The organism is Pseudomonas sp. FP597 (assembly GCF_030687435.1).
GTDB lineage: Bacteria > Pseudomonadota > Gammaproteobacteria > Pseudomonadales > Pseudomonadaceae > Aquipseudomonas > Aquipseudomonas lactucae.
Map to the genome: position 1 here is coordinate 3,060,159 of NZ_CP117432.1, position 25,279 is coordinate 3,085,437.

At 61.8% G+C, this 25,279-nt stretch carries 19 protein-coding genes; 8 read left to right on the forward strand and 11 right to left on the reverse strand.

The window, feature by feature from the left end:
* The first annotated feature begins 163 nt into the window (after window positions 1-163).
* Window positions 164-433 carry a DUF1652 domain-containing protein gene (locus tag PSH66_RS14250; RefSeq protein ID WP_305429439.1) on the forward strand — a complete coding sequence of 90 codons (270 nt, stop codon included), beginning with the start codon at window positions 164-166 and terminating at the stop codon, window positions 431-433.
* A 57-nt stretch (window positions 434-490) separates the two neighbouring features.
* On the opposite strand, the gene PSH66_RS14255 is transcribed toward PSH66_RS14250, so the two are convergent.
* The 11 genes from PSH66_RS14255 to PSH66_RS14305 form a co-directional block, all read right to left on the reverse strand.
* Window positions 491-748, reverse strand: a complete 258-nt coding sequence (locus PSH66_RS14255) for a DUF2790 domain-containing protein (RefSeq protein ID WP_305429440.1) — start codon at window positions 746-748, stop codon at window positions 491-493.
* A gap of 103 nt (window positions 749-851) precedes the next feature.
* Entirely contained in the window at window positions 852-1,790 is a 939-nt protein-coding gene (locus PSH66_RS14260; protein WP_003173668.1) for a carbohydrate kinase, read from the reverse strand.
* 12 nt (window positions 1,791-1,802) lie between these two features.
* Window positions 1,803-3,284, reverse strand: coding sequence for a xylulokinase (gene xylB / locus PSH66_RS14265; RefSeq protein WP_305429442.1), 1,482 nt, complete (start codon window positions 3,282-3,284; stop codon window positions 1,803-1,805).
* Between the two features lie 137 nt (window positions 3,285-3,421).
* Window positions 3,422-4,903, reverse strand: coding sequence for a mannitol dehydrogenase family protein (locus tag PSH66_RS14270; RefSeq protein WP_305429444.1), 1,482 nt, complete (start codon window positions 4,901-4,903; stop codon window positions 3,422-3,424).
* 18 nt (window positions 4,904-4,921) lie between these two features.
* Window positions 4,922-6,025 carry an ABC transporter ATP-binding protein gene (locus PSH66_RS14275; RefSeq protein WP_003173671.1) on the reverse strand — a complete coding sequence of 368 codons (1,104 nt, stop codon included), beginning with the start codon at window positions 6,023-6,025 and terminating at the stop codon, window positions 4,922-4,924.
* Window positions 6,026-6,048: 23 nt separating this feature from the next.
* On the reverse strand, window positions 6,049-6,879 hold the full coding sequence (locus tag PSH66_RS14280) for a carbohydrate ABC transporter permease (protein WP_003173672.1): 831 nt from the start codon (window positions 6,877-6,879) through the stop codon (window positions 6,049-6,051).
* A 10-nt stretch (window positions 6,880-6,889) separates the two neighbouring features.
* Window positions 6,890-7,780 carry a carbohydrate ABC transporter permease gene (locus tag PSH66_RS14285; RefSeq protein WP_305429445.1) on the reverse strand — a complete coding sequence of 297 codons (891 nt, stop codon included), beginning with the start codon at window positions 7,778-7,780 and terminating at the stop codon, window positions 6,890-6,892.
* A 90-nt stretch (window positions 7,781-7,870) separates the two neighbouring features.
* Entirely contained in the window at window positions 7,871-9,181 is a 1,311-nt protein-coding gene (locus PSH66_RS14290) for a sugar ABC transporter substrate-binding protein (RefSeq protein WP_003173674.1), read from the reverse strand.
* A gap of 201 nt (window positions 9,182-9,382) precedes the next feature.
* Window positions 9,383-9,631, reverse strand: a complete 249-nt coding sequence (locus PSH66_RS14295) for a DUF6124 family protein (RefSeq protein ID WP_305429447.1) — start codon at window positions 9,629-9,631, stop codon at window positions 9,383-9,385.
* Between the two features lie 168 nt (window positions 9,632-9,799).
* Window positions 9,800-10,705: an AraC family transcriptional regulator gene (locus tag PSH66_RS14300; RefSeq protein WP_003173676.1), complete on the reverse strand. Its 906-nt coding sequence runs from the start codon at window positions 10,703-10,705 to the stop codon at window positions 9,800-9,802.
* A gap of 72 nt (window positions 10,706-10,777) precedes the next feature.
* Window positions 10,778-12,067, reverse strand: a complete 1,290-nt coding sequence (locus PSH66_RS14305) for a glycosyltransferase (protein ID WP_305429449.1) — start codon at window positions 12,065-12,067, stop codon at window positions 10,778-10,780.
* A 160-nt stretch (window positions 12,068-12,227) separates the two neighbouring features.
* Here PSH66_RS14305 and tpx point away from each other — a divergent pair, with 160 nt between their 5' ends.
* The 7 genes from tpx to PSH66_RS14340 all read left to right on the forward strand — a co-directional run bounded on the left by tpx (window position 12,228) and on the right by PSH66_RS14340 (window position 25,274).
* Window positions 12,228-12,728, forward strand: coding sequence for a thiol peroxidase (gene tpx / locus PSH66_RS14310; RefSeq protein WP_003173678.1), 501 nt, complete (start codon window positions 12,228-12,230; stop codon window positions 12,726-12,728).
* Window positions 12,729-12,960: 232 nt separating this feature from the next.
* Complete coding sequence (locus PSH66_RS14315; RefSeq protein WP_003173679.1) at window positions 12,961-14,259, forward strand: MdtA/MuxA family multidrug efflux RND transporter periplasmic adaptor subunit; 1,299 nt, start codon at window positions 12,961-12,963, stop codon at window positions 14,257-14,259.
* Window positions 14,256-17,357, forward strand: a complete 3,102-nt coding sequence (locus tag PSH66_RS14320) for an MdtB/MuxB family multidrug efflux RND transporter permease subunit (protein ID WP_305429451.1) — start codon at window positions 14,256-14,258, stop codon at window positions 17,355-17,357. The genes PSH66_RS14315 and PSH66_RS14320 overlap by 4 nt, the downstream gene beginning before the upstream one ends.
* Window positions 17,354-20,461 carry an efflux RND transporter permease subunit gene (locus PSH66_RS14325; protein WP_003173681.1) on the forward strand — a complete coding sequence of 1,036 codons (3,108 nt, stop codon included), beginning with the start codon at window positions 17,354-17,356 and terminating at the stop codon, window positions 20,459-20,461. Before PSH66_RS14320 ends, PSH66_RS14325 begins: the two co-directional genes overlap by 4 nt.
* Window positions 20,458-22,047 carry an efflux transporter outer membrane subunit gene (locus PSH66_RS14330; protein WP_370694834.1) on the forward strand — a complete coding sequence of 530 codons (1,590 nt, stop codon included), beginning with the start codon at window positions 20,458-20,460 and terminating at the stop codon, window positions 22,045-22,047. The genes PSH66_RS14325 and PSH66_RS14330 overlap by 4 nt, the downstream gene beginning before the upstream one ends.
* Before the next feature lie 328 nt (window positions 22,048-22,375).
* A complete protein-coding gene (locus PSH66_RS14335) occupies window positions 22,376-24,472 on the forward strand; it encodes a bifunctional diguanylate cyclase/phosphodiesterase (RefSeq protein ID WP_305429453.1) in 2,097 nt (698 codons plus the stop codon).
* 55 nt (window positions 24,473-24,527) lie between these two features.
* Window positions 24,528-25,274, forward strand: a complete 747-nt coding sequence (locus tag PSH66_RS14340; RefSeq protein WP_003173684.1) for an SDR family oxidoreductase — start codon at window positions 24,528-24,530, stop codon at window positions 25,272-25,274.
* Window positions 25,275-25,279 lie beyond the last annotated feature (5 nt).

The window sequence follows — 25,279 nt, forward strand, 5'->3', positions numbered from 1 at the left end:
AAAGTTCAGTTATACAAAAACCGCTGCGGGCTTATGAGGAAAGGTTACAACGCCAGCGGATTTTGCCGAGTACGCTTGGTATTTGAAGGTGCCTTCCAAGGCTGGAAAGCGCTTGCATGATCATAACAATCTGTTGGCAGTCTCAAAAAAGGAGAGGTTGACCATGCTTTCGGAACTTGAATTACGCAGCATTATTGAAGGAAGTTTTCTGCCTAAACGGTGCGAATGCACCAAAGCCGAAGATGCCTCGCTGACGATCAAAATCTACGACGACCGCGACCGTGACCGGGTGGATTTGGAAGTCAAAGGTATAAACGCGGATAAACTCGACAGCAGTCGAGCCCTTTGCAACCTGATCACGGGGTTGCGTGAAGACCTTAAACACGTGCACACGCCTGTCTTGCGGCGAGCAGGAGGGCGTGCTTACTACTAGCTAAACGTTCGATTCCATGGGCCTGATAACTGCCAGGCCCAGTGCGTTTGCGAGCCATCAATTCTGCAAGCTGCACGCATCGGACAGCTTGCGATAGCCCACATCTTCGATTTTCCCGGCCTTGTCCACGAACTTGATATCGGCGTCGATGACCTTGCATTCGTCTGTCGGCGTTTCGTTCATGGCAATCACGTGTTTTATGTTCATCGGCATGCCGTACTGATACGGCACCGGCTTCTGGTCGTCGGCCTGGGCCAGGCCCGAGGTGGCTGCCAGGGTCAACAGGCCGCCGAACATTAAGGTACGCAGTTTCATGATAGTGCTCCGCAAGTGGGTTCGACTTCACTGTCGACCTGCGGGATTAACCATCGATTAATGTGACCCTGGCTGACAAAACCTTCATGAACCGCCCACGTTTTCAGCCCAACTGCTGACGGTACGGCAAGTCCGGGCCGGTCTTGGTGCAGGTCAGGGCGGCGGCGCGAATAGCGAAGCCGAGCATGGCGTCGATCTGCTCGCGTGTGAGCTGTTGCAGGCCCTGCACCGAATCCAGTTGCTGCTCGGTCAGCCAGGCAATCAACGCGGCCTGGAAGGTATCGCCGGCGCCCACCGTATCGGCCATCACCACCTTGACTGCCGGTTGTGACCACGTGCCATGCTGGCGGCTGAACACACTGGCGCCATCGCCACCACGGGTCAGGAACACCAGTTGGCAACGGTGTTGCAACCAGCCTTGCAGCACGCTTTCGGGCGTCTGGTCGGGGTAGAGCAGGTGCAGGTCTTCGTCGCTGACCTTGATCAGGTCGGCATGCTTGGCCAGCTGTGCGACGCGGTCGCGCCACAGCTGGATGTCCGGTTGCGGGTTGAGGCGCACATTCGGGTCGAGGCTGATCAGGCGCTTGCCGCTTTCGCGCTGGACCAGGGCCAGCAGGGTGTCGCCGATCGGCTGCACCACCAGCGAGAACGAGCCGATATGCACGCCGCGAACGTCATCGCCCAGGCTCGGCAGATGCGCCACCTGCAGTTGCCGGTCGGCGCAGCCTTCGCCGCGAAAGCTGTATTGCGGCGAACCATTGGCGCCCACGGCGACCATCGCCAGGGTGGTCGGCGCCGCGAACTCCACGAGGAACTGTTCGCTTACGCCTTCATCCTTGAGCACCTGCAACAGGCGACGGCCCAGGTAATCGTTGGAGATACCGGCGAAAAACCCCGCCTCGATGCCCAGGCGGCGCAGGCCCACCGCCACGTTGAACGGCGAACCGCCGGCAATCGCCTTGTAGTTGACCTTGGACGCCAGCCCGCTGGCGTCCTCCTCGCTGAAAAAATCGAACAACGCTTCACCACACACCAGATACATAGTTATTCGCTCTTAAAGGGTTGCCACTTGCTGTTGATAGCGTTCGTAGGCGTGTTGATAGGCACTGACGTTGGCCGCCACCGGCAGTGTTCGGCTGGCCGGGTCGACGCTTACACATTTGTCGCACAGGCTGGCCAGGGATTCGCCGGACTGGCTCCACGCCGCCTGGATCGCCGCGCCCAGGGCGGCGGCTTCGCTTTGTTCGGTGCAGATCACTTCGGTGTTCATGATATCGGCGACCATCTGCCGCCACACCGGGCTTTTCGAGCCACCGCCGATCAGACGGATGTGCTGGCTTTGCAGGCCGGTCTGGCGCAGCAGGTCGAGGCCGTAACGCAGGCCGAAGGTGGTGCCTTCGACCACGGCGCGGCACAGGTTGGCGCGGGTCAGGTTGGTCATGGTCAGGCCGTGCACGCTGCCGGTGGCATGGGGCAGGGCGGGCACGCGTTCACCGTTGAGGAATGGCAGCAGGCTCACGCCGTCGGCCCCAATCGGGGCTTGCTCGACCAGCGCGTTGAAGGCGCCCAGGTCGAGCTCGAACAATTCGCGAATCACGCTGGTGGCGTTGGTCAGGTTCATGGTGCAGATCAACGGCAGCCAGCCGCCGCTGGATGAGCAGAAGGTCGCCACCGACGCCTGGGAGCTGACGTTGGGCTGGTCGGCGAACGCGTAGACCGTGCCCGACGACCCCAGGCTCATGGTTATCACGCCCGGTGAGATATTGCCGGTGCCGATGGCGCCCATCATGTTGTCGCCGCCGCCGCTGGCGACGATGGCCGCCGGGTTGATGCCCAGGCGTTCGGCGATGGCCGGCAGGATCGTGCCCACCGCCTGGTCCGCCTCGATCAGTGGTGGCAAGGCTTTTTCCAGGCGACCGCTCGGGTCGATGTGCTGGAGCAGCGCTACATCCCATTCGCGGCTGCGCACGTTGAAGTAGCCGGTGCCCGACGCATCGCCGTACTCGGCGACGGCGCGGCCGGTGAGCCAGTAGTTGAGGTAGTCGTGGGGCAACAGGATATGGGCGATGCGCGCGAACAGGTCCGGGTGTTGTTCGCGGGTCCAGAGCAGTTTGGACACGGTGTAGCCCGGCGCGATGGCCACGCCCAGCCGTTCCAGCGAACCGCGTTCACCGCCAAGGTGTTGCAGCAGGCGCTCGTTCTCGGGCGTGGTTTCGGTGTCGCACCACAGCTTGGCCGGGCGCAGTACCTGGCCCTGGTCATCGAGCAAAACCAGGCCGTGCTGCTGACCGGAAACGCCGATACCGAGGATGTCCTGGCCATCCACCCCGGCCTGTTGCAGGGCGCGGTGGGTGGCTTCGGTGAAGGCGTCCAGCCACTCCTGAGTGTGCTGCTCGCGGCGGCCATTGGCGCCACTGATCAGAGTATGCGCGGCGGCGCCCAGGCCCAGGACCTCGCCGCTGGAAGCGTCGAGGACGATGGCTTTGGTACCCTGGGTGCCGCAGTCGATGCCGAGGAACAGGTTTTGCTGGGTCATGATGATTTGCTCAGCAGTATTGTTTTTAGGATTGGCAACCCGATCCAGTGTGGGAGGGGGCTTGCTCCCGATAGCGGTGGGTCAGTGAAGGATATTTGACTGACACACCGCCATCGGGAGCAAGCCCCCTCCCACATTTAAACCGGTTTCTTCAGAAGGTTTTGCAGGGTCGCTGTGACGCCGTTATCACGCAAGCTCACGAAACACCGCTCGAACGCTGCCACAAACTCAGGCGAGTTGGGAATAGCCGTGCCGAAAATCTCTTCCACGCCCAACAGGCGTTTGCTGATCAACGCATCGTCGCTCACCAGCCCTTGGCAAAATTGCGCCCGTGGATCCGGGATCTTGTAGCTCACCCCATTCTCGTCGACACCCTTCAAATACAAGGCCCAGGCTGCAACGACAAGCGCCGCGCGCTCGGTCTCACGCCCATCCGCAATCAAGCGATTAATGGTCGGCACGGTGAACTTGGGAAACTTCGACGACCCATCCGAACACACGCGCTCCAACTGATCGGCAATGGCCTGGTTGGAAAAACGCTCCACCAGCGTCTGCTTGTACGCCGTCAGGTCGATGCCGGGCACCGGCGCCAGGTTCGGCGTGACGTCCAGGTCCATGTAGGCACACATGTAGGCCACGAATACTGGATCGTTCATGGTTTCGTGGACAAACCGATAACCCTTGAGAAACCCCAGGTAGGTCAGCGCCAGGTGGCTGCCGTTGAGCAGGCCGATCTTCATTTCTTCGTAGGGCGTCACGTCATCGGTGAACTGCACGCCGACCTTTTCCCAGGCCGGACGGCCGTTGACGAACTTGTCTTCCAGCACCCACTGCACAAACGGTTCGCACACCACCGGCCAGGCATCGTCGATGCCGTGCTGGTCGTGCAGTTGCAAGCGATGGGCCGTGCTGGTCATCGGCGTGATGCGGTCGACCATGGCATTGGGGAAGCTGACGTTGGCGTCTATCCAGTCATGCAACTGGGTATCGTGCAACGCGGCGAACGCCAGCAAGGCCTTGCGCGTGACGGCGCCGTTGTGCGGCAAGTTATCGCAGGACATCACCGTAAACGCCGGAACCCCGGCGGCGCGGCGCTGGGTGAGGGCGGCGCAGATAAACCCGAATACGGTTTTCGGCGCAGCGGGGTGCGCCAGGTCATGCTGGATCTGCGGCAGGTGGGCCATAAATTCGCCGTTGCTGTCGTCAATGCAATAACCGCCTTCGGTGATGGTCAGCGAGACGATGCGAATCGCAGGGTCCGCCAGCTTATCGATCAGCGCCTGGGCGCCGTCTTCGGCGAGCAGCATGTCACTGATCGAGCCGATCACGCGCACTTCGGTGTCGTCGGTGTCGCCCAGCTCATACAGGGTGAACAGGTAATCCTGGCCGGCCAGGTCATCGCGGGCCTTGCGGTCCTCGGCGCGCAGGCCGACACCGCAGATGCTCCAGTCCAGGCCTTCGCCGGTGTTCATCAAGGCGTCGGTGTAATACGCCTGGTGCGCGCGGTGGAACCCGCCGACGCCGATATGGGCGATGCCTTGGGATGTGTCGGCAAGCGCATAGGTCGGGATGTTTACCTGCGGCGCCAGTTGGGTCAGGTTCTGTTTATTCAGCTTCATAACGGAGTACTCGCGAAATCAGGCGGCGGCGCGCAGTGGGCGGGTCACGGCCACGCCGTCGGTGTCGAACAGATGGCAGTGCGCCGGGTCCAGGTGCAGGTGCAGCGTTTCGCCATATTGGCTGGCCATGTCGCCACGGATTCGCATGGTCAACGGCTCGCCGTTGGCGGTGTTGACGTGGCAGAAGGTGTCACTGCCCAGGCGCTCGCCGACGTCGGCGGTGACGGTCAGGGTGGTTTGCCCAGGTACGGCGATTTCCAGGTGTTCCGGGCGAATGCCCAGGGTCACGGCGCTGCCCACGCTCAGCGTCGGGCCGCTGAGCGGCAGGCTGATCAAGGTGCCGGCGTCCAGCTGTACCTCGCAATTTTGCGCCTCGACCCGCGTGACCTTGCCCTTGAGGAAGCCCATCTTCGGTGTCCCCAGGAAACCCGCCACAAACAGGTTGGCCGGCTGGTGGTACAGCTCCAGCGGCGAACCGACCTGCTCGATACGGCCGCTGTTGAGCACCACGACTTTGTCGGCCAGGGTCATGGCTTCGACCTGGTCGTGGGTGACGTAGATCATGGTCGCCTGCAGTTCCTTGTGCAGGCGCGCCAGCTCCAGGCGCATCTGCACGCGCAGGGCGGCGTCGAGGTTGGACAGCGGTTCGTCGAACAGGAAAATTTTCGGGTTGCGCACAATCGCCCGGCCAATCGCCACGCGCTGGCGTTGGCCGCCGGAGAGTTGCTTGGGCTTGCGCTCCAGCAACGGGCCCAGCTCGAGGATGCGCGCCGCTTCGTTGACCTTGCTCTCCACCAGTTTCTTGTCGACGCCGGCCAGGTCCAGGGCGAACGACATGTTCTTGCGCACGCTCATGTGCGGGTACAGCGCGTAGGTCTGGAACACCATCGCCAGGTCACGCTTGGCCGGGGTCACTTCGGTGATGTCGCGGCCATCGAGTTCAATGGTGCCGTCGCTGACTTCTTCCAGGCCGGCGATCAGGCGCAGCAGGGTGGATTTACCGCAGCCCGACGGGCCGACGAAGACCACGAATTCCTTGTCGTTCACTTCCAGGTCGATGCCTTTGATGATCGAGAAACCTTCGAAGCCTTTTTGCAGATTCTTGATTTTCAGGTTGGCCATGATGGGCCCTCCGCTGGGAATTATTATTTAACCGCGCCGAAAGACAGCCCACGCACCAGCTGTTTCTGGCTGATCCAGCCGAAGATCAGGATCGGTGCGCAAGCCAGGGTCGAGACGGCGGACAATTTGGCCCAGAACAAGCCTTCGGGGCTGGAGTAAGAGGCGATCAGCGCGGTGAGCGGCGCGGCGGCGGACGAGGTCAGGTTCAACGACCAGAACGCCTCGTTCCAGCACAGGATCAACGACAGCAGCACAGTGGAGGCGAGACCGCCCTTGGCGATCGGCAGCAGCACCCGGACCATTTCCTGCCACAGGGTGGCGCCGTCCAGACGGGCGGCTTCGAGGATGTCCTTGGGGATGTCCTTGAAGTAGGTGTACACCATCCACACCACGATCGGCAGGTTGATCAGGGTGTAGATGATGATCAGCGCAATGCGCGTATCCAGCAGGCCGAAGCTCTTGGCCAGCAGGTAGATCGGCATCAGCACGCCCACCGGCGGCAGCATCTTGGTGGACAGCATCCACAGCAGCGTACCCTTGGTGCGCTGGGTTTCGTAGAACGCCATGGAGTAGGCGGCCGGCACCGAGATCAGCAGGCACAGCGCGGTGGCGCTGAACGAAATCAGCACCGAGTTCCACGCGTAGCTGAAGTAGTTGCTGCGCTCGTTGATGTGCAGGTAGTTCTCCAGCGTCGGCGTGAAGATGAACTGCGGCGGGGTGGCGAACGCGTCGATTTCGGTCTTGAAGCTGGTCAGCACCATCCAGAATATCGGGAAGAAAATCAGAATCGCGATGGCCCAGGCCAGCGTGCCAAGCAGCAGGCTTTGCAGGCGGCGGGATTGTTGAAGCGTCATGGCGCGGCCCTCAAGGCTTGTCAGTCAGGTTTTTGCCGATCATCCGCACCAGGATGATCGCCGCGATATTGGCGATGATCACGGCAATCAAGCCGCCGGCCGAGGCCATGCCCACGTCGAACTGCACCAGCGCCTGGTTGTAGATCAGGTAGGCCAGGTTGGTCGAGGCGTAGCCGGGGCCACCGTTGGTGGTGGTGAAGATTTCGGCGAACACCGAGAGCAAAAAGATCGTCTCGATCATTACCACCACGGCAATCGGGCGGGCCAGGTGCGGCAACGTCAGGTGCCAGAAAATCGCGATGGCACCGGCACCGTCCAGGCGTGCGGCTTCCTTTTGTTCCTGGTCGAGGGACTGCATGGCGGTCATCAGCAGCAGGATCGCGAACGGCAGCCATTGCCACGACACAATGATGATGATCGACAACAGCGGATAGTGCGCCAGCCAGTCCACCGGCTCGGCGCCGAACAGCTTCCACACGGCGGCGAGAATCCCGGACACCGGGTGGAAAATCAGGTTCTTCCAGATCAGCGCACCGACGGTGGGCATGATGAAGAACGGCGAGATCAGCAACACCCGCACCACGCCGCGGCCGAAGAACTCGCTGGCCTCCAGCAGGGCGCTGATCAACACGCCGAACACCACGCTGATCAGCAGCACACTGCCCACCAGCAACAGCGTATTGGTGGCGCCGGGCAGGAAGCCTGAATCGGTGATGAAGTAGGTGAAGTTCTCCAGCCCCACGAATTGGTTCTCGCCGGGGTAGAGCAGGTTGTAGCGGATCAGTGAAAAGTACAGGGTCATGCCCAGCGGCACGATCATCCAGACCAGCAGCATGGCGACCGAGGGCGTGACGAGGAACCAGCCGGGGTTGGCCAGGCGGTTTTTGCGGGGTGTATTCATGGTGATCAAGACCAGTCGGATACGAATCGGAGCGCGGTCAGTGTGGGAGGAGGCAAGTCCCCTCCCACATTTGACTGTGGTGAGGCTGGGCTATTTGGGGTAGCCGGCCCGCTTCATTTCGCGCTCGGTGGTGGTCTGCGCCGCAGTCAGTGCCGCATCGACCGTCTGCTGACCGGTCAGCGCACCGGAGAAGAACTTGCCGACCTGGGTCCCGATCGCCTGGAATTCAGGAATGGTCACCAACTGGATCCCGATATACGGCACCGGCTTGAGCGTCGGCTTGGTCGGGTCGGCGACTTTCAGCGATTCCAGCGTCACCTTGGCGAACGGCGCGGCTTTCATGTAGTCGTCGCTGTAGGTCGAGGTGCGCGTGCCCGGCGGCACGTTGGCGATACCGTCGGTCTTGGCGACCAGGGCGCCATATTCCTTGGAAGTCGCCCAGGTAGTGAACACCTTGGCGGCGTCCTTGGCCTTGGAACTGGTCGGAATCGCCAGGCTCCAGGAGTACAGCCACGACGTGCCCTTGTCGGTCTTCTCGTGCGGAGCGAAAGTGAAGCCGACGCTATCGGCCACCTTGCTCTGGGACTTGTCGGTGACGAACGAACCGGCGACGCTGGCATCGACCCAGATCGCGCATTTGCCGCTGTTGAACAGCGCCAGGTTTTCGTTGAAACCGTTGCTGGACGCACCCGGCGGGCCGGATTTTTTCATGTTGTCGACGTAGAAGTTCAGCGCGTCCTTCCACTCGGGACCGTTGAATTCCGGCTGCCATTTTTCGTCGAACCAGCGCGCACCGTAGCCGTTGGCCAGAGTGGTGATCAATGCCATGTTCTCGCCCCAACCGGCTTTGCCACGCAGGCACAGGCCGTATTGCTCTTTGCTCTTGTCGGTGAGTTTGGCGGCGAATTCGCCGATCTGGCTCCAGGTCGGGTGCTCGGGCATGCTCAGCCCGGCGTTCTTGAACAGATCGGTGCGGTAATAGGTAATCGAGCTTTCGGCATAGAACGGCAGGGCGTACAACGAACCCTTGACCGACAAACCGTCACGCACCGAAGGGAACACATCGTCGAGGTCGTAGGACGCCGGCAGGTCCTTCATCGGCTCCAGCCAACCCTTGGCGCCCCAGAGTGCGGCTTCGTACATGCCGATGGTCAACACGTCGAACTGTCCGCCCTGGGTGGCGATGTCGGTGGTCAGGCGCTGGCGCAGCACGTTTTCTTCGAGCACCACCCAGTTCAGCTTGATCTCCGGATGCTCGGTCTCGAAGGTTTTCGAGAGCTTTTGCATGCGGATCATGTCGCTGTTGTTGACGGTGGCAATGGTCAGGGTCTGCGCGCCAAGGCTGACGGCGCTGAGGGTCATGCAGGTACAGGCAAGCAATGCTTTTGCTGTGAACTTCATCGCGCACTCCATTTCCGCGCCCAGAGGGCTACAGAAGGACGGTTATTGTTGTTGTGTCTTCCTACAAGGAGTCAGGAAGAGTGTGCGTTGATTACAGCCTTCAAAAGCGGCGGTGACAAATCCTTGGGAGCACGCTCACTGATACTTTTTTGCACTCAGTGATCGCCCTCAAACGAAGCTTGAGGGCGACCGATGCAGGGTTTAGCGCTCGATAACAGCCAATACGCGTTCAGCCAACAACCTGGATACCTCAATCAACTGTGCAATACCCAGCGCACCTTCTCGTCGCGAGCCGTCGAGTTCAAAGGCGAAATCGCAGGTGAGGGCGTGGGCAGAGGCGAGGGATTCGCTGAGGTTGACCAGCAGGTCTTGGGTGCAGATGCCGTCTTTAACGGTGAATAGCACGCTGGGCGCCGGATCGAGCGAGGGATTTGGAGTGGGTTTAATCATGGTCAAGCTCCGCAGATGTATTAAAGAAGCCGGAGAAATACAGGCCGCGACGCCCGACCGCTGAGTGTGCAGCGGTGTACGGAGACTAGAGATGGAGTGTCCTAGGGGCAACCTCAAAGGCTTGTAAGACGTTTCTGTTTCCCCCGACACCCAGCCGAACGATCAACATCAAGCCAAATTCTGCTCCGTCAACCGCTGCACCGCCAACCGCCGATAGTGAGACGGCGTCATCCCCTTGAGCTGCTGAAACCGCCGATTGAAGTTGGAAATATTATTGAACCCCGACTCAAAGCACACATCCGTCACCGCCTTGTCCCCATCGGCCAGCAATTCACAGGACTTGCTGATACGCAGCCGATTGACGAATTCAATAAAAGTGCGCCCGGTCGCCTGTTTGAACACCCTGGAAAAATACGTTGGCTTCATCCCCAGGTACTCCGCCACTTCTTCCAGCGGCAACTCCCGTGCGTAATGGGCAAAGATGTAGTCCACCGCGCGGTTGGTGCGGTCGATGCTGTGTTCATCGGCTTGCTGTGGCGTGGTCACGCCCGACAGCAGGTGGTAGTCCTCACAGGCACCGAGCACTTCCAGCAGGATGAAGAAGTGCCCCAGCCTCGCCATGCCCTGGGCGTCCTCGATGCGTTGCATCAAATCCATGGCCTGGGCAATGGTCTTTTTGCAGCGAAATTCGATGCCGTACTGCGCACGCTCCAGCAAGGGCGCCAAGCTTTTGAGTTCAGTGAAGATCTGGCTGGCGCCGCTCAGCAGCTCATCGGTGAAATTGACCAGCATGTCGCGCTTGGGCACCACCTCGCCTTCCTCGATCTGGCTGATCCAGTTGTGGGGCAGGTTAGGGCCGGTGAGAAACAGGCTTTCCGGGTAGAAGTTGCCGATGTAGTCGCCGATGAACACCTTGCCGGAGCTGGCGACGATCAGGTGCAGCTCGTATTCCTTGTGGAAATGCCAGCGCACCAGCGGGCACGGGAAACCATGCTGGCGATAGATGATGGACAGACCGTTGTGATCGTCCATCAGCTCGTAGGAAGGGTCGGTGATGCGCGTTGCTCGGGTCATGCTGCCGTCGCTTTATTGTGGTTGCTGCACAGGATAATGCCCCCTCGCGCGCGACCCCGCCAGCGCCGGTGTTTATACGCTGCGGTTTTTCGCCTCGATCCACTGGGACATGTACTGGGTACTTTTATGGGCGTGATGGCGCAGCATGCCGCCAGTGAAGTTAGTACTCCGATGGGCGGCAAGGTTACGGCGGCATTGCTCCAGGCAGGCCAGCAGCGCCGGGCCGTGGATTGCCTGGTCGTAGCGACGGCCAAGCAAGTGCCCCCCCTGTTCCTGCGCCAGGTTCCAGCGTTCGCGGTCCTGGTACAAGGCCACGGCCGCCGCCGCCAGGGCAGGGGCACTCTGTTCGATTGCGCCCGGCCATGGCTGTTCATCGCCCATGGCTTCGGCGCCGATCGGCGTGGTGACATTTGGCGTGCCGCACAGCATCGCGTCCGCCAGCTTGCCCTTGATGCCGGCACCAAAGCGCAGCGGTGCCAGGCAGATCCGTGCGGCGGTCATCACCTGCAGCGCGTCTTCGGCCCAGTTCATCACATGAAAGCCCTGGGCCGGGTTGTGCAGCGCCGTGGCCTTGGGCGGCGTGTAGGCGCCATAGATATGCAGCTGCGCGCCCGGTAGTTGCTGACGAATCAGCGGCCACAGGCTGTTCTTCATCCACAGCACCGCATCCCAGTTGGGCGCGTGGCGGAAGTTGCCGATGCTGAGAAAGTGCGCGCGGTCTTCATAGGGCGCGAACGCTGCGGTCGGCGGCACCATCATCAAGGGGCACCAGTGGAGCAGGGCGGCCGGCACCTTGAACTGTTCGGTGAGCAGGCGGATTTCCACGTCGGAGATCATCAGGCTGATGTCACAGCGGTAAATGGCTGCGATCTCGCGCTTGGCCAGGTCGGTGTCGGCCATGCGTTGGAATTCTTCTTCCAGGGCGGGCGCGAACAGGGCGCTGAAGTCGTCATTGTCCGGATGTGCCTTGAGATGGTCCTTGAGGCGCTGGTGACGGGCGTCGCGCAGGCTTTGCAAGTCGGAGGTCTCGAGCACGCGCAGGGCGTCGGGGCAGTACTTCTCCACGCGCCAGCCGAATTGCTCTTCCATCATGAAACGGTCGAACAGCACGATGTCCGGAGCCAGTTCGCGGATAAAGTCGTCGAAACTGCTGTTATTGAGTTCGATGGCGCATTCGGCGATGCCCAATGCGCGCAGGTCGGCCTTGTGTTCGCCGAGAGCGGCCGGGCTGCTGAAGGTAATATCCCAATTCTGTGTAAGAAAAGTTTCGAGGATCTGCATCATATGCCCGCCGGCGGCCGAGGAACGGGGCTCCGGCCAGACATAACCAATGACCAGGACTTTGGTGATGGGCGCTTTCATCGGCAGCGGGTTCCTTAATCGGGCGGGCAAAAAGCGCGCAATTAAACCACAACCGGCTGGCATGACAATTTATGTCTGGCGGTAGGTAGCCACGTCACTTTGTGGTTAACTTCGGCCTCTCGAATTCGTTTAACCAAAACCCAGCATAAGGATTCCGTTCATGGCTCAAGTCACCCTCAAAGGCAACCCGGTCCAGGTTGAAGGCGAATTGCCGAAAGTCGGCGCCAAAGCCGCAGACTTCACCCTGACCGCCGGCGATCTGTCCAACGTCACCCTGGCCACTTTTGCCGGCAAGCGCAAAGTGCTGAACATCTTCCCAAGCGTTGACACCCCAACCTGCGCGACTTCGGTGCGCAAGTTCAACGCCCAGGCCAACGATGTGGAAAACACCGTGGTGCTGTGCATTTCCACTGACCTGCCATTCGCCCAGGCGCGTTTCTGCGGCTCCGAAGGCCTGGAAAACGTGAAGAACTTGTCGGACTTCCGTGATTCGGATTTCGCCGTTGATTACGGTGTGGCGATCGCCGATGGCCCGCTCAAGGGCCTGACCGCCCGTGCCGTGGTGGTGCTGGACGAAAACGACAACGTGCTGCACAGCGAGTTGGTCAAGGAAATTGCCGAAGAACCAAACTACGAAGCAGCCTTGGCTGTGTTGAAGTAACTGTTTCCGCGCATTGCTGTCGTGATGCAGTAACACGCTTGATACATGATTGCGGCCTGGCCTAGTCCAGGCCGTTTTCATTTGCAGCTCAAACGCTTAGCGAAATAGCCGACGGACTAAGCCGCAGCAGTTAAAAGTTGTAAGCCCAAGGTAAATAGCCGGTAAAGGCGCTTTTCTTAATGCGCCCCAGTGCTTATCTTTCAGCCTCCCCCAGTAGAAGCTCTCGCGCCCAATGGTTGATCACTCCATGCAATCCTCCCCCCGCAACTCCCGTCGCTGGCTGTTCGGCCTGCTTGTGCTGCTGGTTATCGCCGGCCTGTGCTGGAAATTCTGGCCAGGCGGCGCTGCCCACAAAGACGCACCGGCCGGGCATACCGGTAAAACCGGCATGGCGCGCCCGGGTTTCGGCGGCGCCACCGGCCCGGTGCCGGTGCGCGTGGCGCCGGCGGTGCTGGGGGAGTTTCCGGTGTACTATAAGGCGTTGGGCACGGTGACGGCGCTCAACACCATCAATGTGCGCAGCCGGGTGGGCGGTGAGCTGGTGAAAATCGCCTTTGAGGAAGGGCAGATGGTCAAGGCCGGTGACCTGTTGGCGGAGATCGACCCGCGCAGTTACCAGAATGCCTTGCTCCAGGCCCAGGGCACGCTGTTGCAGAACCAGGCCCAGCTGAAAAACGCCCAGGTTGATGTCGAGCGCTACCGCGGCCTCTACGCCCAGGACAGTATCGCCAAGCAAACCCTGGACACCGCCGAAGCGCTGGTGTTGCAGTACCAGGGTACGGTCAAGACCAACCAGGGCGCGGTGGATGACGCCAAGCTCAACCTTGAATTCACCAAGATCCGTGCGCCCATCAGCGGGCGCGTAGGCCTGCGCCAGGTCGACGTGGGCAACCTGGTGGCGGCCAACGACACTACGTTCCTCGCCGTGATCACCCAGACCCAGCCCATCAGCGTGGCTTTCACCCTGCCGGAAAATACCCTGGAAACCGTGCTAAGCCGTTACCGCACCGGCAACAAACTGCCCGTGGAAGCCTGGGACCGTGGCGACGCTAAACAGCAGGCAGTGGGCGTACTGCAAAGCCTCGACAACCAGATCGACGTGACCACCGGCACCCTGAAATTCAAGGCGCGCTTCGATAACAAGGACCAGGCGCTGTTCCCCAACCAGTTCGTCAATGTGCATTTGCTGGCCGACACGCTGCACAACGTGGTGCTGGCGCCGTCCGCTGCGATCCAGTTCGGCAACAACGGCACCTTTGTCTACAAGCTCGACGGTGACAAGAAGGTCAAGGTCCAGCCGTTGGTCGTCGGTGATACCGATGGCGACAACACGGTGATCAAGGAAGGCCTGGCCGCTGGCGACCGTATCGTACTCGAGGGCACCGACCGCCTCAAAGACGGCAGTGAAATCGAAGTGGTCAACGACAGCAGTGAAGTGCCAACCACCCCGACCGAACACTTGCAGGGCAAACCCGCGGCCAAGACAGACACCGGCACCAACGCCGGCAAGGCGCAAAAGGTCGGTTCATGAACCTGTCGCGGCTGTTTATCCTTCGCCCGGTCGCCACCACGCTGAGCATGCTGGCCATCGTCCTGGCCGGCATCATCGCTTACCGCTTGCTGCCGGTATCGGCGTTGCCCCAGGTGGATTACCCGACTATTCGGGTGATGACCCTGTATCCCGGCGCCAGCCCCGATGTGATGACCAGCGCGGTCACCGCGCCGCTGGAGCGCCAGTTCGGGCAAATGCCAGGCCTGACCCAGATGGCGTCCACCAGCTCCGGCGGCGCCTCGGTGCTGACCCTGCGCTTCAACCTCGACATCAACATGGATGTCGCCGAGCAACAGGTGCAGGCCGCGATCAACGCCGCGACCAACCTGCTGCCCAAGGATCTGCCGGCACCGCCGGTGTACAACAAGGTCAATCCGGCGGACACCCCGGTACTGACCCTGGCCATCACCTCCAAGACCATGCTGTTGCCCAAGCTCAATGACTTGGTCGACACGCGCATGGCGCAGAAGATTGCGCAGATCAGCGGCGTCGGTATGGTCAGCATCGCCGGCGGCCAGCGCCAGGCGGTGCGCATCAAGGTCAACCCCGAGGCCCTGGCAGCCAATGGCCTGAACCTGTCGGATGTGCGCACCCTGATCGCCGCGTCCAACGTCAACCAGCCCAAAGGCAATTTCGACGGCCCCACGCGGGTGTCGATGCTTGATGCCAACGACCAGTTGGTCTCGCCGCAGCAATACGCCGAGTTGATCCTGGCCTACAACAACGGTGCGCCGCTGCGCCTCAAGGATGTCGCGCAAATCGTCGACGGCGCCGAAAACGAACGCCTTGCCGCCTGGGCCAATGAAAACCAGGCCGTGCTGCTCAATATCCAGCGCCAGCCGGGAGCCAACGTGATCGAGGTGGTGGACCGCATCAAGGCGCTGCTGCCGAGCATCACCGATAACCTGCCGGCCGGCCTCGACGTCACCGTGCTCACCGACCGCACCCAGACCATCCGCGCCTCGGTGAAGGACGTGCAACACGAATTGCTGATCGCCATCGCCCTGGTGGTGATGGTGACCTTCCTGTTCCTGCGCCGGGTCAGCGCCACGATCATTCCGTCGATTGCCGTGCCGCTGTCGCTGGTGGGCACCTTTGGCGTGATGTACCTGGCCGGGTTCTCCATCAACAACCTGACGCTGATGGCGCTGACCATCGCCACCGGCTTCGTGGTCGACGATGCCATCGTGATGCTGGAGAACATCTCCCGCTATATCGAAGAGGGCGAGACGCCGTTGGCTGCCGCGCTCAAGGGCGCCAAGCAGATTGGCTTTACCCTGATTTCCCTGACCCTGTCGCTGATTGCGGTGTTGATCCCGCTGCTGTTCATGGCCGATGTGGTCGGGCGTCTGTTCCGCGAATTTGCCATCACCCTTGCCGTGGCGATCCTGATTTCCCTGGTGGTGTCCCTGACACTGACACCGATGATGTGCGCGCGATTGCTCAAGCGTGAACCCAAGGACGAAGAACAGGGCCGTTTTTACAAGGCCAGCGGCGCCTGGATCGACTGGATGATCGAAGCCTACGGGCGCAAATTGCAGTGGGTGCTCAAGCACCAGCCGCTGACCCTGCTGGTAGCCATCGCGACCCTGGGCCTCACGGTGGTGTTGTACCTGGTGGTGCCCAAGGGGTTCTTTCCGGTGCAGGACACCGGCGTGATCCAGGGCATTTCCGAAGCGCCGCAGTCGATTTCCTTCGCCGCCATGAGCCAGCGCCAGCAGGAACTGGCCAAAATCATCCTGGCCGACCCGGCGGTGGAGAGCCTGTCGTCCTACATCGGTGTGGACGGCGACAACGCTACCCTCAACAGCGGGCGCTTGATGATCAACCTCAAGCCCCACGGCCAGCGCGACTTGAGCGCGGCGCAGGTGATTACCCGGCTACAGCCTGAGATCGACAAGCTGGTCGGCATTCGCCTGTTCATGCAGCCGGTGCAGGACCTGACCATCGAAGACCGCGTGAGCCGTACCCAGTACCAGTTCAGCATGTCGTCGCCGGACGCCGAGCTGCTGGCGCTGTGGAGCGACAAACTGGTGCACGCTCTCAGCCAGTTGCCGGAACTCACCGACGTCGCCAGCGACCTGCAAGACAAGGGCCTGCAGGTGTACCTGGTGATCGACCGCGACGCGGCCTCGCGCTTGGGCGTCAGCGTGTCGACCATCACCGATGCGCTGTACGACGCCTTCGGCCAGCGGCAGATCTCGACGATCTACACCCAGGCCAGCCAGTACCGCGTGGTGTTGCAGGCCCAGTCCGGCGAAACCCTTGGCCCCCAGGCGCTGAATCAGATCCACGTGAAAACCACCGATGGCGGCCAAGTGCGGTTGTCGAGCCTGGCCCGCGTGGAACAACGCCAGGCGCAGTTGGCGATTGCGCACATCGGCCAGTTCCCGGCGGTGATGATGTCGTTCAACCTGGCCCCTGGCGTCGCCCTGGGCAAGGGGGTGGAGCTGATCAACCAGACCCAGAAAGACATTGGCATGCCGGTGGGCGTACAGACGCAGTTCCAGGGCGCGGCCCAGGCGTTCGAAGCCTCGCTGTCGAGCACTTTGTTGTTGGTCCTGGCCGCTGTGGTCACCATGTACATCGTGCTCGGCGTGCTCTATGAGAGCTATATCCACCCGATCACCATTCTCTCGACCTTGCCGTCGGCGGCGGTGGGGGCTTTGCTCGCCTTGCTGCTCAGCGGCAATGATTTGGGCATGATCGCGATCATTGGCATCATCCTGCTGATCGGCATCGTGAAAAAGAACGCGATCATGATGATCGACTTTGCCCTCGACGCCGAACGCAACCAGGGCCTCGACCCGCAGACGGCGATCTACCAGGCGGCGCTGCTGCGCTTCCGGCCGATCCTGATGACCACCCTGGCGGCTCTGTTCGGCGCGGTACCGTTGATGCTGGCCACCGGCTCCGGTGCCGAATTGCGCCAGCCCCTGGGCCTGGTGATGGTCGGCGGTCTGCTGGTGAGCCAGGTGTTGACGCTGTTCACCACCCCGGTGATCTACCTGTACTTCGATCGCCTTGGCCGTCGCTGGCGCAAAGAGCCGCAACGCCTGGAGCCGGTTGAGTCATGAACCTGTCCGGACCTTTCATTCGCCGGCCGGTTGCGACCATGCTGCTGAGCCTGGCGATCATGTTGCTGGGCGGGGTCAGCTTCAACCTGCTGCCGGTGTCGCCGTTGCCGCAGATCGACTTCCCGGTGATCGTGGTGTCGGCCAGTTTGCCGGGGGCGAGTCCCGAGGTCATGGCCTCCACCGTGGCGACGCCGCTGGAACGCTCCTTCGGTGCGATTGCCGGCATCACCACCATGAGCAGTTCCTCAAGCCAGGGCTCGACCCGGGTGATCCTGGCGTTCGACTCTGACCGCGATATCAATGGCGCGGCGCGGGAAGTGCAAGCGGCGATCAACGCCTCGCGCAACCTGCTGCCCAGCGGCATGCGCAGCATGCCCACCTACAAGAAGATCAACCCGTCCCAGGCACCGATCATGGTGCTGTCGCTGACCTCGGACGTGTTGCAGAAGGGCCAGCTCTACGACCTGGCCTCGACCATTCTTTCGCAAAGCCTGTCCCAGGTGCCGGGCGTGGGTGAAGTGCAGATCGGCGGCAGCTCGCTGCCGGCGGTGCGTATCGAACTGGAACCCAAGGCCCTCGACCAGTACGGCGTAGCCCTGGACGACGTGCGCAACACCATCGCCAACGCCAACCAGCGCCGGCCCAAGGGCTCCCTTGAAGACAGCGAGCGCAACTGGCAGATCCAGGCCAATGACCAGTTGGAGAAAGCCAAGGACTACGAGCCCCTGCTGATTCGCTATCAGAATGGCGCGGCCCTGCGCCTGTCGGATGTGGCGAAGATCAGCGATGGCGTCGAAGACCGTTACAACAGTGGTTTCTTCAACAACGATTCGGCGGTATTGCTGGTGATCAACCGCCAGTCCGGCGCCAACATCATCGAGACCGTGCGCCAGATCAAGGCGCAGTTGCCGGCATTGCAGGCGGTGCTGCCGTCGAGCGTCAAGCTGAGCCTGGCCATGGACCGCTCGCCGGTGATCACCGCCACCTTGCATGAAGCCGAGATGACCCTGCTGATCGCGGTGGGGCTGGTGATCCTGGTGGTGTACCTGTTCCTCGGTAACTTTCGTGCCTCGTTGATCCCGACCCTGGCGGTACCGGTGTCGCTGGTCGGCACCTTTGCGGTGATGTACCTGTACGGGTTCTCGTTGAATAACTTCTCGCTGATGGCGTTGATCCTGGCCACCGGCCTGGTGGTGGACGACGCTATCGTGGTGCTGGAGAATATTTCACGGCATATCGACGAAGGCGTGCCGCCGATGAAGGCTGCCTACCTCGGAGCCCAGGAAGTCGGTTTTACCTTGCTGTCGATGAACGTATCGCTGGTGGCCGTGTTCCTGTCCATCCTGTTTATGGGCGGGATCGTCACCAACCTGTTCCGCGAGTTTTCCATCACCTTGTCGGCGGCGATCATTGTGTCGCTGATCGTCTCGCTGACCCTGACCCCGATGCTCTGCGCGCGTTGGCTCAAACCCCACGTCAAAGACCGCATGAGCGGATTGCAGCGCTGGAGCCAGAAGATCAACGACCGCATGGTCGCCGGCTACGCCACCAGCCTGGACTGGGTGCTGCGTCATAAGCGCCTGACCTTGCTCAGCCTGTTGCTGACCATCGGCATGAACGTGGCGTTATACGTGGTGGTGCCCAAGACTTTCATGCCCCAGCAGGACACCGGCCAATTGATCGGCTTCGTGCGCGGTGACGACGGTCTGTCGTTCAGCGTGATGCAGCCGAAGATGGAGACGTTCCGCAAGGCCGTGCTCAAGGACCCGGCGGTGCTCAGCGTGGCCGGCTTTATCGGCGGCAACAACGGCACCAACAATGCGGTCATGCTGGTGCGCCTCAAGCCTATCAGCGAACGCAAGATCTCCGCCCAGGCGGTGATCGAGCGGCTGCGCAAGGACGTGCCGCTGGTGCCGGGCGGACGCCTGTTCCTGATGGCCGACCAGGACCTGCAATTTGGTGGCAGTCGCGACCAGACCAGCGCGCAATACTCCTACATCCTGCAAAGCGGCGATCTGGCCGCGCTGCGCCTGTGGTACCCGAAAGTGGTTGCTGCCTTGCGTGAGTTGCCGGAACTGACCGCCATCGACGCCCGCGAAGGTCGCGGCGCAGCCCAGGTGACCTTGATTGTCGACCGCGACCAGGCCAAGCGCCTGGGTATCGACATGAATATGGTCACGGCGGTGCTCAACAACGCCTACAGCCAGCGGCAGATTTCGACGATCTACGACAGCCTCAACCAGTATCAGGTGGTGATGGAGGTCAACCCCAAATATGCCCAGGACCCGATCACCCTCAACCAGATGCAGGTGATCACCGCCGATGGCGCGCGGGTGCCGTTATCGACCATTGCCCATTATGAGAACAGCCTGGCCGATGACCGCGTCAGCCATGAAGGCCAGTTCGCCTCTGAAAACATTGCGTTCGACATGGCGCCCGGGGTCACGGTAGAGCAGGGCACGGCCGCCATCGAGCGGGCGATTGCCAAGGTCGGCCTGCCGGAGGACGTGATCGCCAAGATGGCCGGCACCGCCGATGCCTTCGCCGCCACGCAGAAGGGGCAGCCGTTCATGATCCTCGGCGCCCTGGTGGCGGTGTACCTGGTGCTGGGTATTCTGTATGAGAGCTACATTCACCCGCTGACGATCCTCTCGACCCTGCCATCGGCCGGTGTCGGCGCGATGCTCGCCATCTACCTGACCGGCGGCGAGTTCAGCCTGATCTCGTTGCTGGGCCTGTTCCTGCTGATCGGCGTGGTGAAGAAGAACGCGATCCTGATGATCGACCTGGCGTTGCAGCTCGAACGCAACGACGGCCTCGGCCCGCTGGAGTCGATTCGCAGTGCCTGCCTGCTGCGGTTGCGGCCGATTCTGATGACCACCCTGGCGGCTATCCTCGGCGCCTTGCCCTTGCTGCTCGGCGCTGGCGATGGCGCGGAAATGCGCCACCCCCTGGGCCTGACCATCATTGGCGGCCTGGTGTTCAGCCAGGTCCTGACCCTTTACACCACCCCGGTGGTTTACCTTTACCTCGACCGCGCGCGCCACCGCTTCAATGCCTGGCGCGGCGTGCGTACCGATGCTGCCCTGGACACTGCGCTATGACCGATTCAACCAACGCCCTTGCAGGCGCCGCCGGCTTATTGTGGCGAGGGAGCTTGCTCCCGCCGGGCTGCGAAGCGGCCCCCAAAAAGCCTGGGAGTGCTTCACCCTCCATCGGGAGCAAGCTCCCTCGCCACACCACCGGCATTGCAAGCGGTGTGAAGGTATTGGTGATGGTGATGTTCGGCGCGTTACTCAGTGCCTGCGCCGTCGGCCCCGACTACAAGCGCCCCGAGGTTGTCGAACCGGCGCAATTCAAGGAAGCCCAGGGCTGGCGTCAGGCGACGCCGAGTGATTCCCTGGCCCGTGGCGCCTGGTGGGAGCTGTACGGCGACCTACAGTTGAATGATCTGGTGGTGCGCCTGAACAACGCCAACCAGACCGTGGCCCAGGCCGAAGCGCGTTTTCGTCAGGCCCAGGCATTGGTGCGCAGCTCCCGCAGTGCGTTCTACCCCACCGTCGACCTCAGCGCCGGCAAGACCCGCGCCAGCCAGGGTACCGGCAGCAGCAGCGCCAGCCTGAGCAGCTCCAGCAGCGGTATCCGCGACACCCTCAACGCGCAGTTGGGCGTGAGCTGGGAAGCCGACATCTGGGGCAAATTACGCCGTGGCCTGGAGGCCAACGAGGCCAGCGCCGAAGCCAGCTCGGCGGACCTCGCCGCGATGCGTCTGAGCCAGCAGTCGGAACTGGTGCAAAGCTACCTGCAACTGCGGGTGATGGACGAGCAGACCCGTCTGCTGCAAGCCACGCTGGACACCTACCAGCGTTCTCTGCAAATGACCGAAAACCAATACCGCGCCGGCGTTTCCGGCAAGGATGCGGTGGCCCAGGCGCAAACCCAGCTCAAGACCACCCAGGCCAGCCTGATCGACCTGATCTGGCAGCGGGCCCAGCTCGAAAACGCTATCGCCGTGCTGATCGGCGAGGCTCCGGCCAACTTCAACCTGGCGGTCAGCAAAGATATTCCGGCACTGCCGCAGATCCCGGTGAGCCTGCCCTCGCAACTGCTGGAGCGTCGTCCGGACATCGCCTCGGCCGAACGCTCGGTGATCGCCGCCAACGCCAACATCGGCGTGGCCAAGGCTGCCTACTACCCGGACCTGACGCTGAGCCTGGCCGGCGGTTATTCCAGCAGCACCTACGCCGACTGGATCAGCCTGCCGAACCGCTTCTGGTCGGTGGGGCCGAAGCTGGCCATGACGTTGTTCGACGGCGGCCAGCGTTCGGCGGAGGTTGACCGCACCGTGGCGTCCTATGATGAAACCGTGGCCAAGTACCGCCAGACCGTGTTGGACGGTTTCCGTGAAGTGGAAAACTACATGGTGCAACTCAAGGTGCTGGAAGACGAAGCGGTGGTCAGCAACGAAGCGCTGGAAGCGGCGCGTGAGTCGCTGCGCTTGACCCAGAACCAGTACAAGGCGGGCTTGATTGCCTATCTGGATGTGGTGACGGTGCAGGCCACCGCGCTGAGTAACGAGCGTACGGTGTTGACCTTGCTGCAGTCGCGGTTGGTGGCCAGCGTGCAGTTGATTGCCGCGTTGGGCGGTGGCTGGGACGGGCAGACCCCGATCAGCGCCAAAGACGATTAGTCTCGTATGCACATCCGAGCCGGCTGATGCCCAGCGATCCAACTGGGAGGGAGCTTGCTCTCGATGGCCTTGTGTAGATACCGAGCCAGGCCAAGGCTCGGCTGCTACGGATTACCTAATCGTGAGCCCAACGAATCGTCGCACCACCCCCTTCCACGATCGAGCATTCGCGACCTGAAAGGTGAGGTTTTCAAGGCGTCGGATTGACGCCAGAAAACAGGTGGTGGCCTTTTGATAATTAATCGCCTGCACCAAAATATTCTCGCTACAATCCGCCGCTTCGCCATCTGGTACGGACGTTTCAAGTCCGTTGCCCTCGAGAATTCCCATGCTCATCGGTAGTTATTCAACCTCCCTCGTCGTGATCTCCCTGTGCGTGGCGATCCTGGCCTCCTATACCGCGCTGGACCTCGCCGGTCGCATCGCGACCGCCAAAGGCCATGGCGTTTATCTGTGGATGGCCGGCGGAGCGTTGGCGATGGGGGTCGGTGTGTGGTCCATGCATTTCATCGGAATGCTGGCGCTGCGCCTGCCGTTCGCGCTGGGCTTTGACATCGAGATCACCGCGCTGTCGTTGTTGATCGCGGTGATCTCCTGCGGCTTTGCACTCTGGCTGGTCAGCCAGCCACGCTTGCCTGCCTGGCAGTTGGCGCTTGGCGCATTGATCATGGGCACAGGCATCGCCAGCATGCACTACACCGGCATGGCCGCGATGCGCATGACCCCGGGCATCGACTACGACCCCACCTTGTTTGGCGCCTCGTTGCTCATCGCCGTGGTGGCCTCGGGTGCGGCCTTGTTGATTGCCTTCAACCTGCGCCGTAACACGCCCTACGTGCGTCTTGCACGCGGCGGGGCGGCGGTGGTGATGGGCTTTGCCATCGTCGGCATGCATTACACCGGCATGGCCGCGGCACGCTTTGCCGATGAAAGCTACTGCGCCGCCGCGCTGGATGGCTTGACCGGCAAGGGCCTGGATAACCTCGTGCTGGTGACGACCCTGGCGGTGCTGGCCATTGCGCTGTTGACGTCGCTGCTCGACGCCCGCCTGGAAGCGCGCACCGCCGTGCTGGCCGACTCGCTGACCCAGGCCAACCAGGAACTGACGCACCTGGCGCTGCACGACATGCTCACCGGCCTGCCCAACCGCACCTTGCTCGCCGACCGGATTCAGCAGGCGATGCAGGCGGTGAAGGAGGAGGGCGGCTGCTTCGCGCTGATGTTTATCGACCTGGATGGCTTCAAGCCGGTCAACGATGCCTTCGGTCATCATATGGGTGACCAGTTGCTGCGCGAAGTCGGCCTGCGCCTGCGCGAAGACTTGCGCAGCCATGACACCCTGGCGCGCATCGGCGGCGACGAGTTTGTGCTGCTGGTGCAACTGAGCCAGCCCGATGACGCCCTGGGCCTGGCCGAACGCCAGGTGGTGATGATCAACCGTGCATTCCAGGTGGCCGAGCATGAACTGAACATCTCTGCCAGTGTCGGCATCGCCCTGTTCCCCGGCAACGGCGGCAATCCCCAGGAATTGTTGATGAACGCCGACGCCGCGATGTATCACGCCAAGAACATGGGCAAGAATGGCTACAGTTTTTTCGACGCATCGATGAACACCAACGCGCGCAAGCAGCTGCAACTGCTGCAGGACCTGCGCAATGCGGTGCAACAGCAGCAGTTGCGGCTGTATTACCAACCCAAGTTCGATGCGGTCAGCGGTCTCCCGGTCGGTGCCGAAGCGCTGTTGCGCTGGGAGCATCCGCAACAGGGCCTGCTGCTGCCCGCCGCGTTTATCGAGCTGGCGGAGAAGACCGGGCTGATCATCCCTATCGGCGAGTGGGTGCTCAATGAAGCCTGTCGCCAGATGAGCCTGTGGTACGCCCAGGGTTACCAAGGCTGGCGCATCGCCGTAAACCTCTCGGCGCTGCAGTTCTGCCACGCCGGGCTGGTCAAGAGTGTGGCCGCTGCGCTGCACCGCCACCGGTTACCCGCCAACAGCCTGACCCTGGAAATCACCGAAAGCACCGCCATGAGCGATGCCGATGCGAGCATGACGGTGTTGCAGCAGCTCTCGGACATGGGCGTCGACCTGTCCATCGACGACTTCGGCACCGGTTATTCGAGCCTGATGTACCTCAAGCGTTTGCCTGCAAACGAATTGAAGATCGACCGTGGCTTTGTGCGCGACCTGGAGCACGATGGCGACGATGCTGCCATTGTCTCGGCCATCGTCGCCCTCGGCCAGGCCCTGGGCTTGCGGATTGTCGCTGAAGGCGTGGAAACCGACGCCCAGCAACGTTTTCTCACACGCCTTGGGTGCAACGCATTGCAAGGTTACCTGCTGGGTCATCCGTTGCCCGCCGAGGGTTTCATCGCCGATATCCAGCATGCCGAAAACGCAGTGATGCCTGACAAAAGTTGCGCTTGATGGTTATTCTTGGGCTCCAACCCTAAACATCAGGTTGAATCAGGAGACCGCACTCATGGACAAAGTCCTCCTCATCACCGGCGGCAGCCGCGGGATCGGCGCCGAGACGGCATTGCTGGCCGCCCGCGAGGGCTACCGCATCTGCATCAACTACCAGTCGGACGAAGCGGCGGCCCAACGCGTGCTCGATCAGGTGCGCGCCCTGGGTGCCCAGGCGATTGCCGTGCGCGCGGACGTGAGCATCGAGGATGAAGTGATTGCGCTGTTCCACCGGGTCGACGCCGAGTTAGGGCGCGTCACGGCGCTGGTCAACAATGCGGGCACCGTGGGCCATAAGTCACGGGTCGATGAAATGTCCGAATTCCGTATCCTGAAAATCATGAAGACCAACGTGCTCGGGCCGATCCTGTGTGCCAAGCACGCGGTGCTGCGCATGTCGCCCAGGCACGGCGGGCAGGGCGGCAGTATCGTCAACGTGTCATCGGTGGCCGCGCGGCTGGGGTCGCCGGGTGAATATGTCGACTATGCGGCCTCCAAGGGGGCGCTCGACACGTTCACGCTCGGCCTGTCCAAGGAGGTGGCAGGCGAGGGCATTCGTGTGAACGCCGTGCGCCCCGGCTATATCTTCACCGATTTCCATGCCCTGAGCGGCGACCCGGACCGGGTCAGCAAGCTGGAGTCCGGTATCCCCATGGCCCGTGGCGGGCGCCCGGATGAAGTGGCGGAGGCGATTATCTGGTTGTTGTCGGACAAGGCTTCGTATGCCACAGGCACTTTTTTGGATTTGGGTGGCGGTCGTTGACTCCA

Coding starts and splice junctions, on each gene's coding strand:
- PSH66_RS14250 (WP_305429439.1), top strand. CDS start 164: ATGCTTTCGGAACTTGAATTACGCAGCATTATTGAAGGAAGTTTTCTG.
- PSH66_RS14255 (WP_305429440.1), bottom strand. CDS start 748: ATGAAACTGCGTACCTTAATGTTCGGCGGCCTGTTGACCCTGGCAGCC.
- PSH66_RS14260 (WP_003173668.1), bottom strand. CDS start 1,790: ATGTATCTGGTGTGTGGTGAAGCGTTGTTCGATTTTTTCAGCGAGGAG.
- xylB (WP_305429442.1), bottom strand. CDS start 3,284: ATGACCCAGCAAAACCTGTTCCTCGGCATCGACTGCGGCACCCAGGGT.
- PSH66_RS14270 (WP_305429444.1), bottom strand. CDS start 4,903: ATGAAGCTGAATAAACAGAACCTGACCCAACTGGCGCCGCAGGTAAAC.
- PSH66_RS14275 (WP_003173671.1), bottom strand. CDS start 6,025: ATGGCCAACCTGAAAATCAAGAATCTGCAAAAAGGCTTCGAAGGTTTC.
- PSH66_RS14280 (WP_003173672.1), bottom strand. CDS start 6,879: ATGACGCTTCAACAATCCCGCCGCCTGCAAAGCCTGCTGCTTGGCACG.
- PSH66_RS14285 (WP_305429445.1), bottom strand. CDS start 7,780: ATGAATACACCCCGCAAAAACCGCCTGGCCAACCCCGGCTGGTTCCTC.
- PSH66_RS14290 (WP_003173674.1), bottom strand. CDS start 9,181: ATGAAGTTCACAGCAAAAGCATTGCTTGCCTGTACCTGCATGACCCTC.
- PSH66_RS14295 (WP_305429447.1), bottom strand. CDS start 9,631: ATGATTAAACCCACTCCAAATCCCTCGCTCGATCCGGCGCCCAGCGTG.
- PSH66_RS14300 (WP_003173676.1), bottom strand. CDS start 10,705: ATGACCCGAGCAACGCGCATCACCGACCCTTCCTACGAGCTGATGGAC.
- PSH66_RS14305 (WP_305429449.1), bottom strand. CDS start 12,067: ATGAAAGCGCCCATCACCAAAGTCCTGGTCATTGGTTATGTCTGGCCG.
- tpx (WP_003173678.1), top strand. CDS start 12,228: ATGGCTCAAGTCACCCTCAAAGGCAACCCGGTCCAGGTTGAAGGCGAA.
- PSH66_RS14315 (WP_003173679.1), top strand. CDS start 12,961: ATGGTTGATCACTCCATGCAATCCTCCCCCCGCAACTCCCGTCGCTGG.
- PSH66_RS14320 (WP_305429451.1), top strand. CDS start 14,256: ATGAACCTGTCGCGGCTGTTTATCCTTCGCCCGGTCGCCACCACGCTG.
- PSH66_RS14325 (WP_003173681.1), top strand. CDS start 17,354: ATGAACCTGTCCGGACCTTTCATTCGCCGGCCGGTTGCGACCATGCTG.
- PSH66_RS14330 (WP_370694834.1), top strand. CDS start 20,458: ATGACCGATTCAACCAACGCCCTTGCAGGCGCCGCCGGCTTATTGTGG.
- PSH66_RS14335 (WP_305429453.1), top strand. CDS start 22,376: ATGCTCATCGGTAGTTATTCAACCTCCCTCGTCGTGATCTCCCTGTGC.
- PSH66_RS14340 (WP_003173684.1), top strand. CDS start 24,528: ATGGACAAAGTCCTCCTCATCACCGGCGGCAGCCGCGGGATCGGCGCC.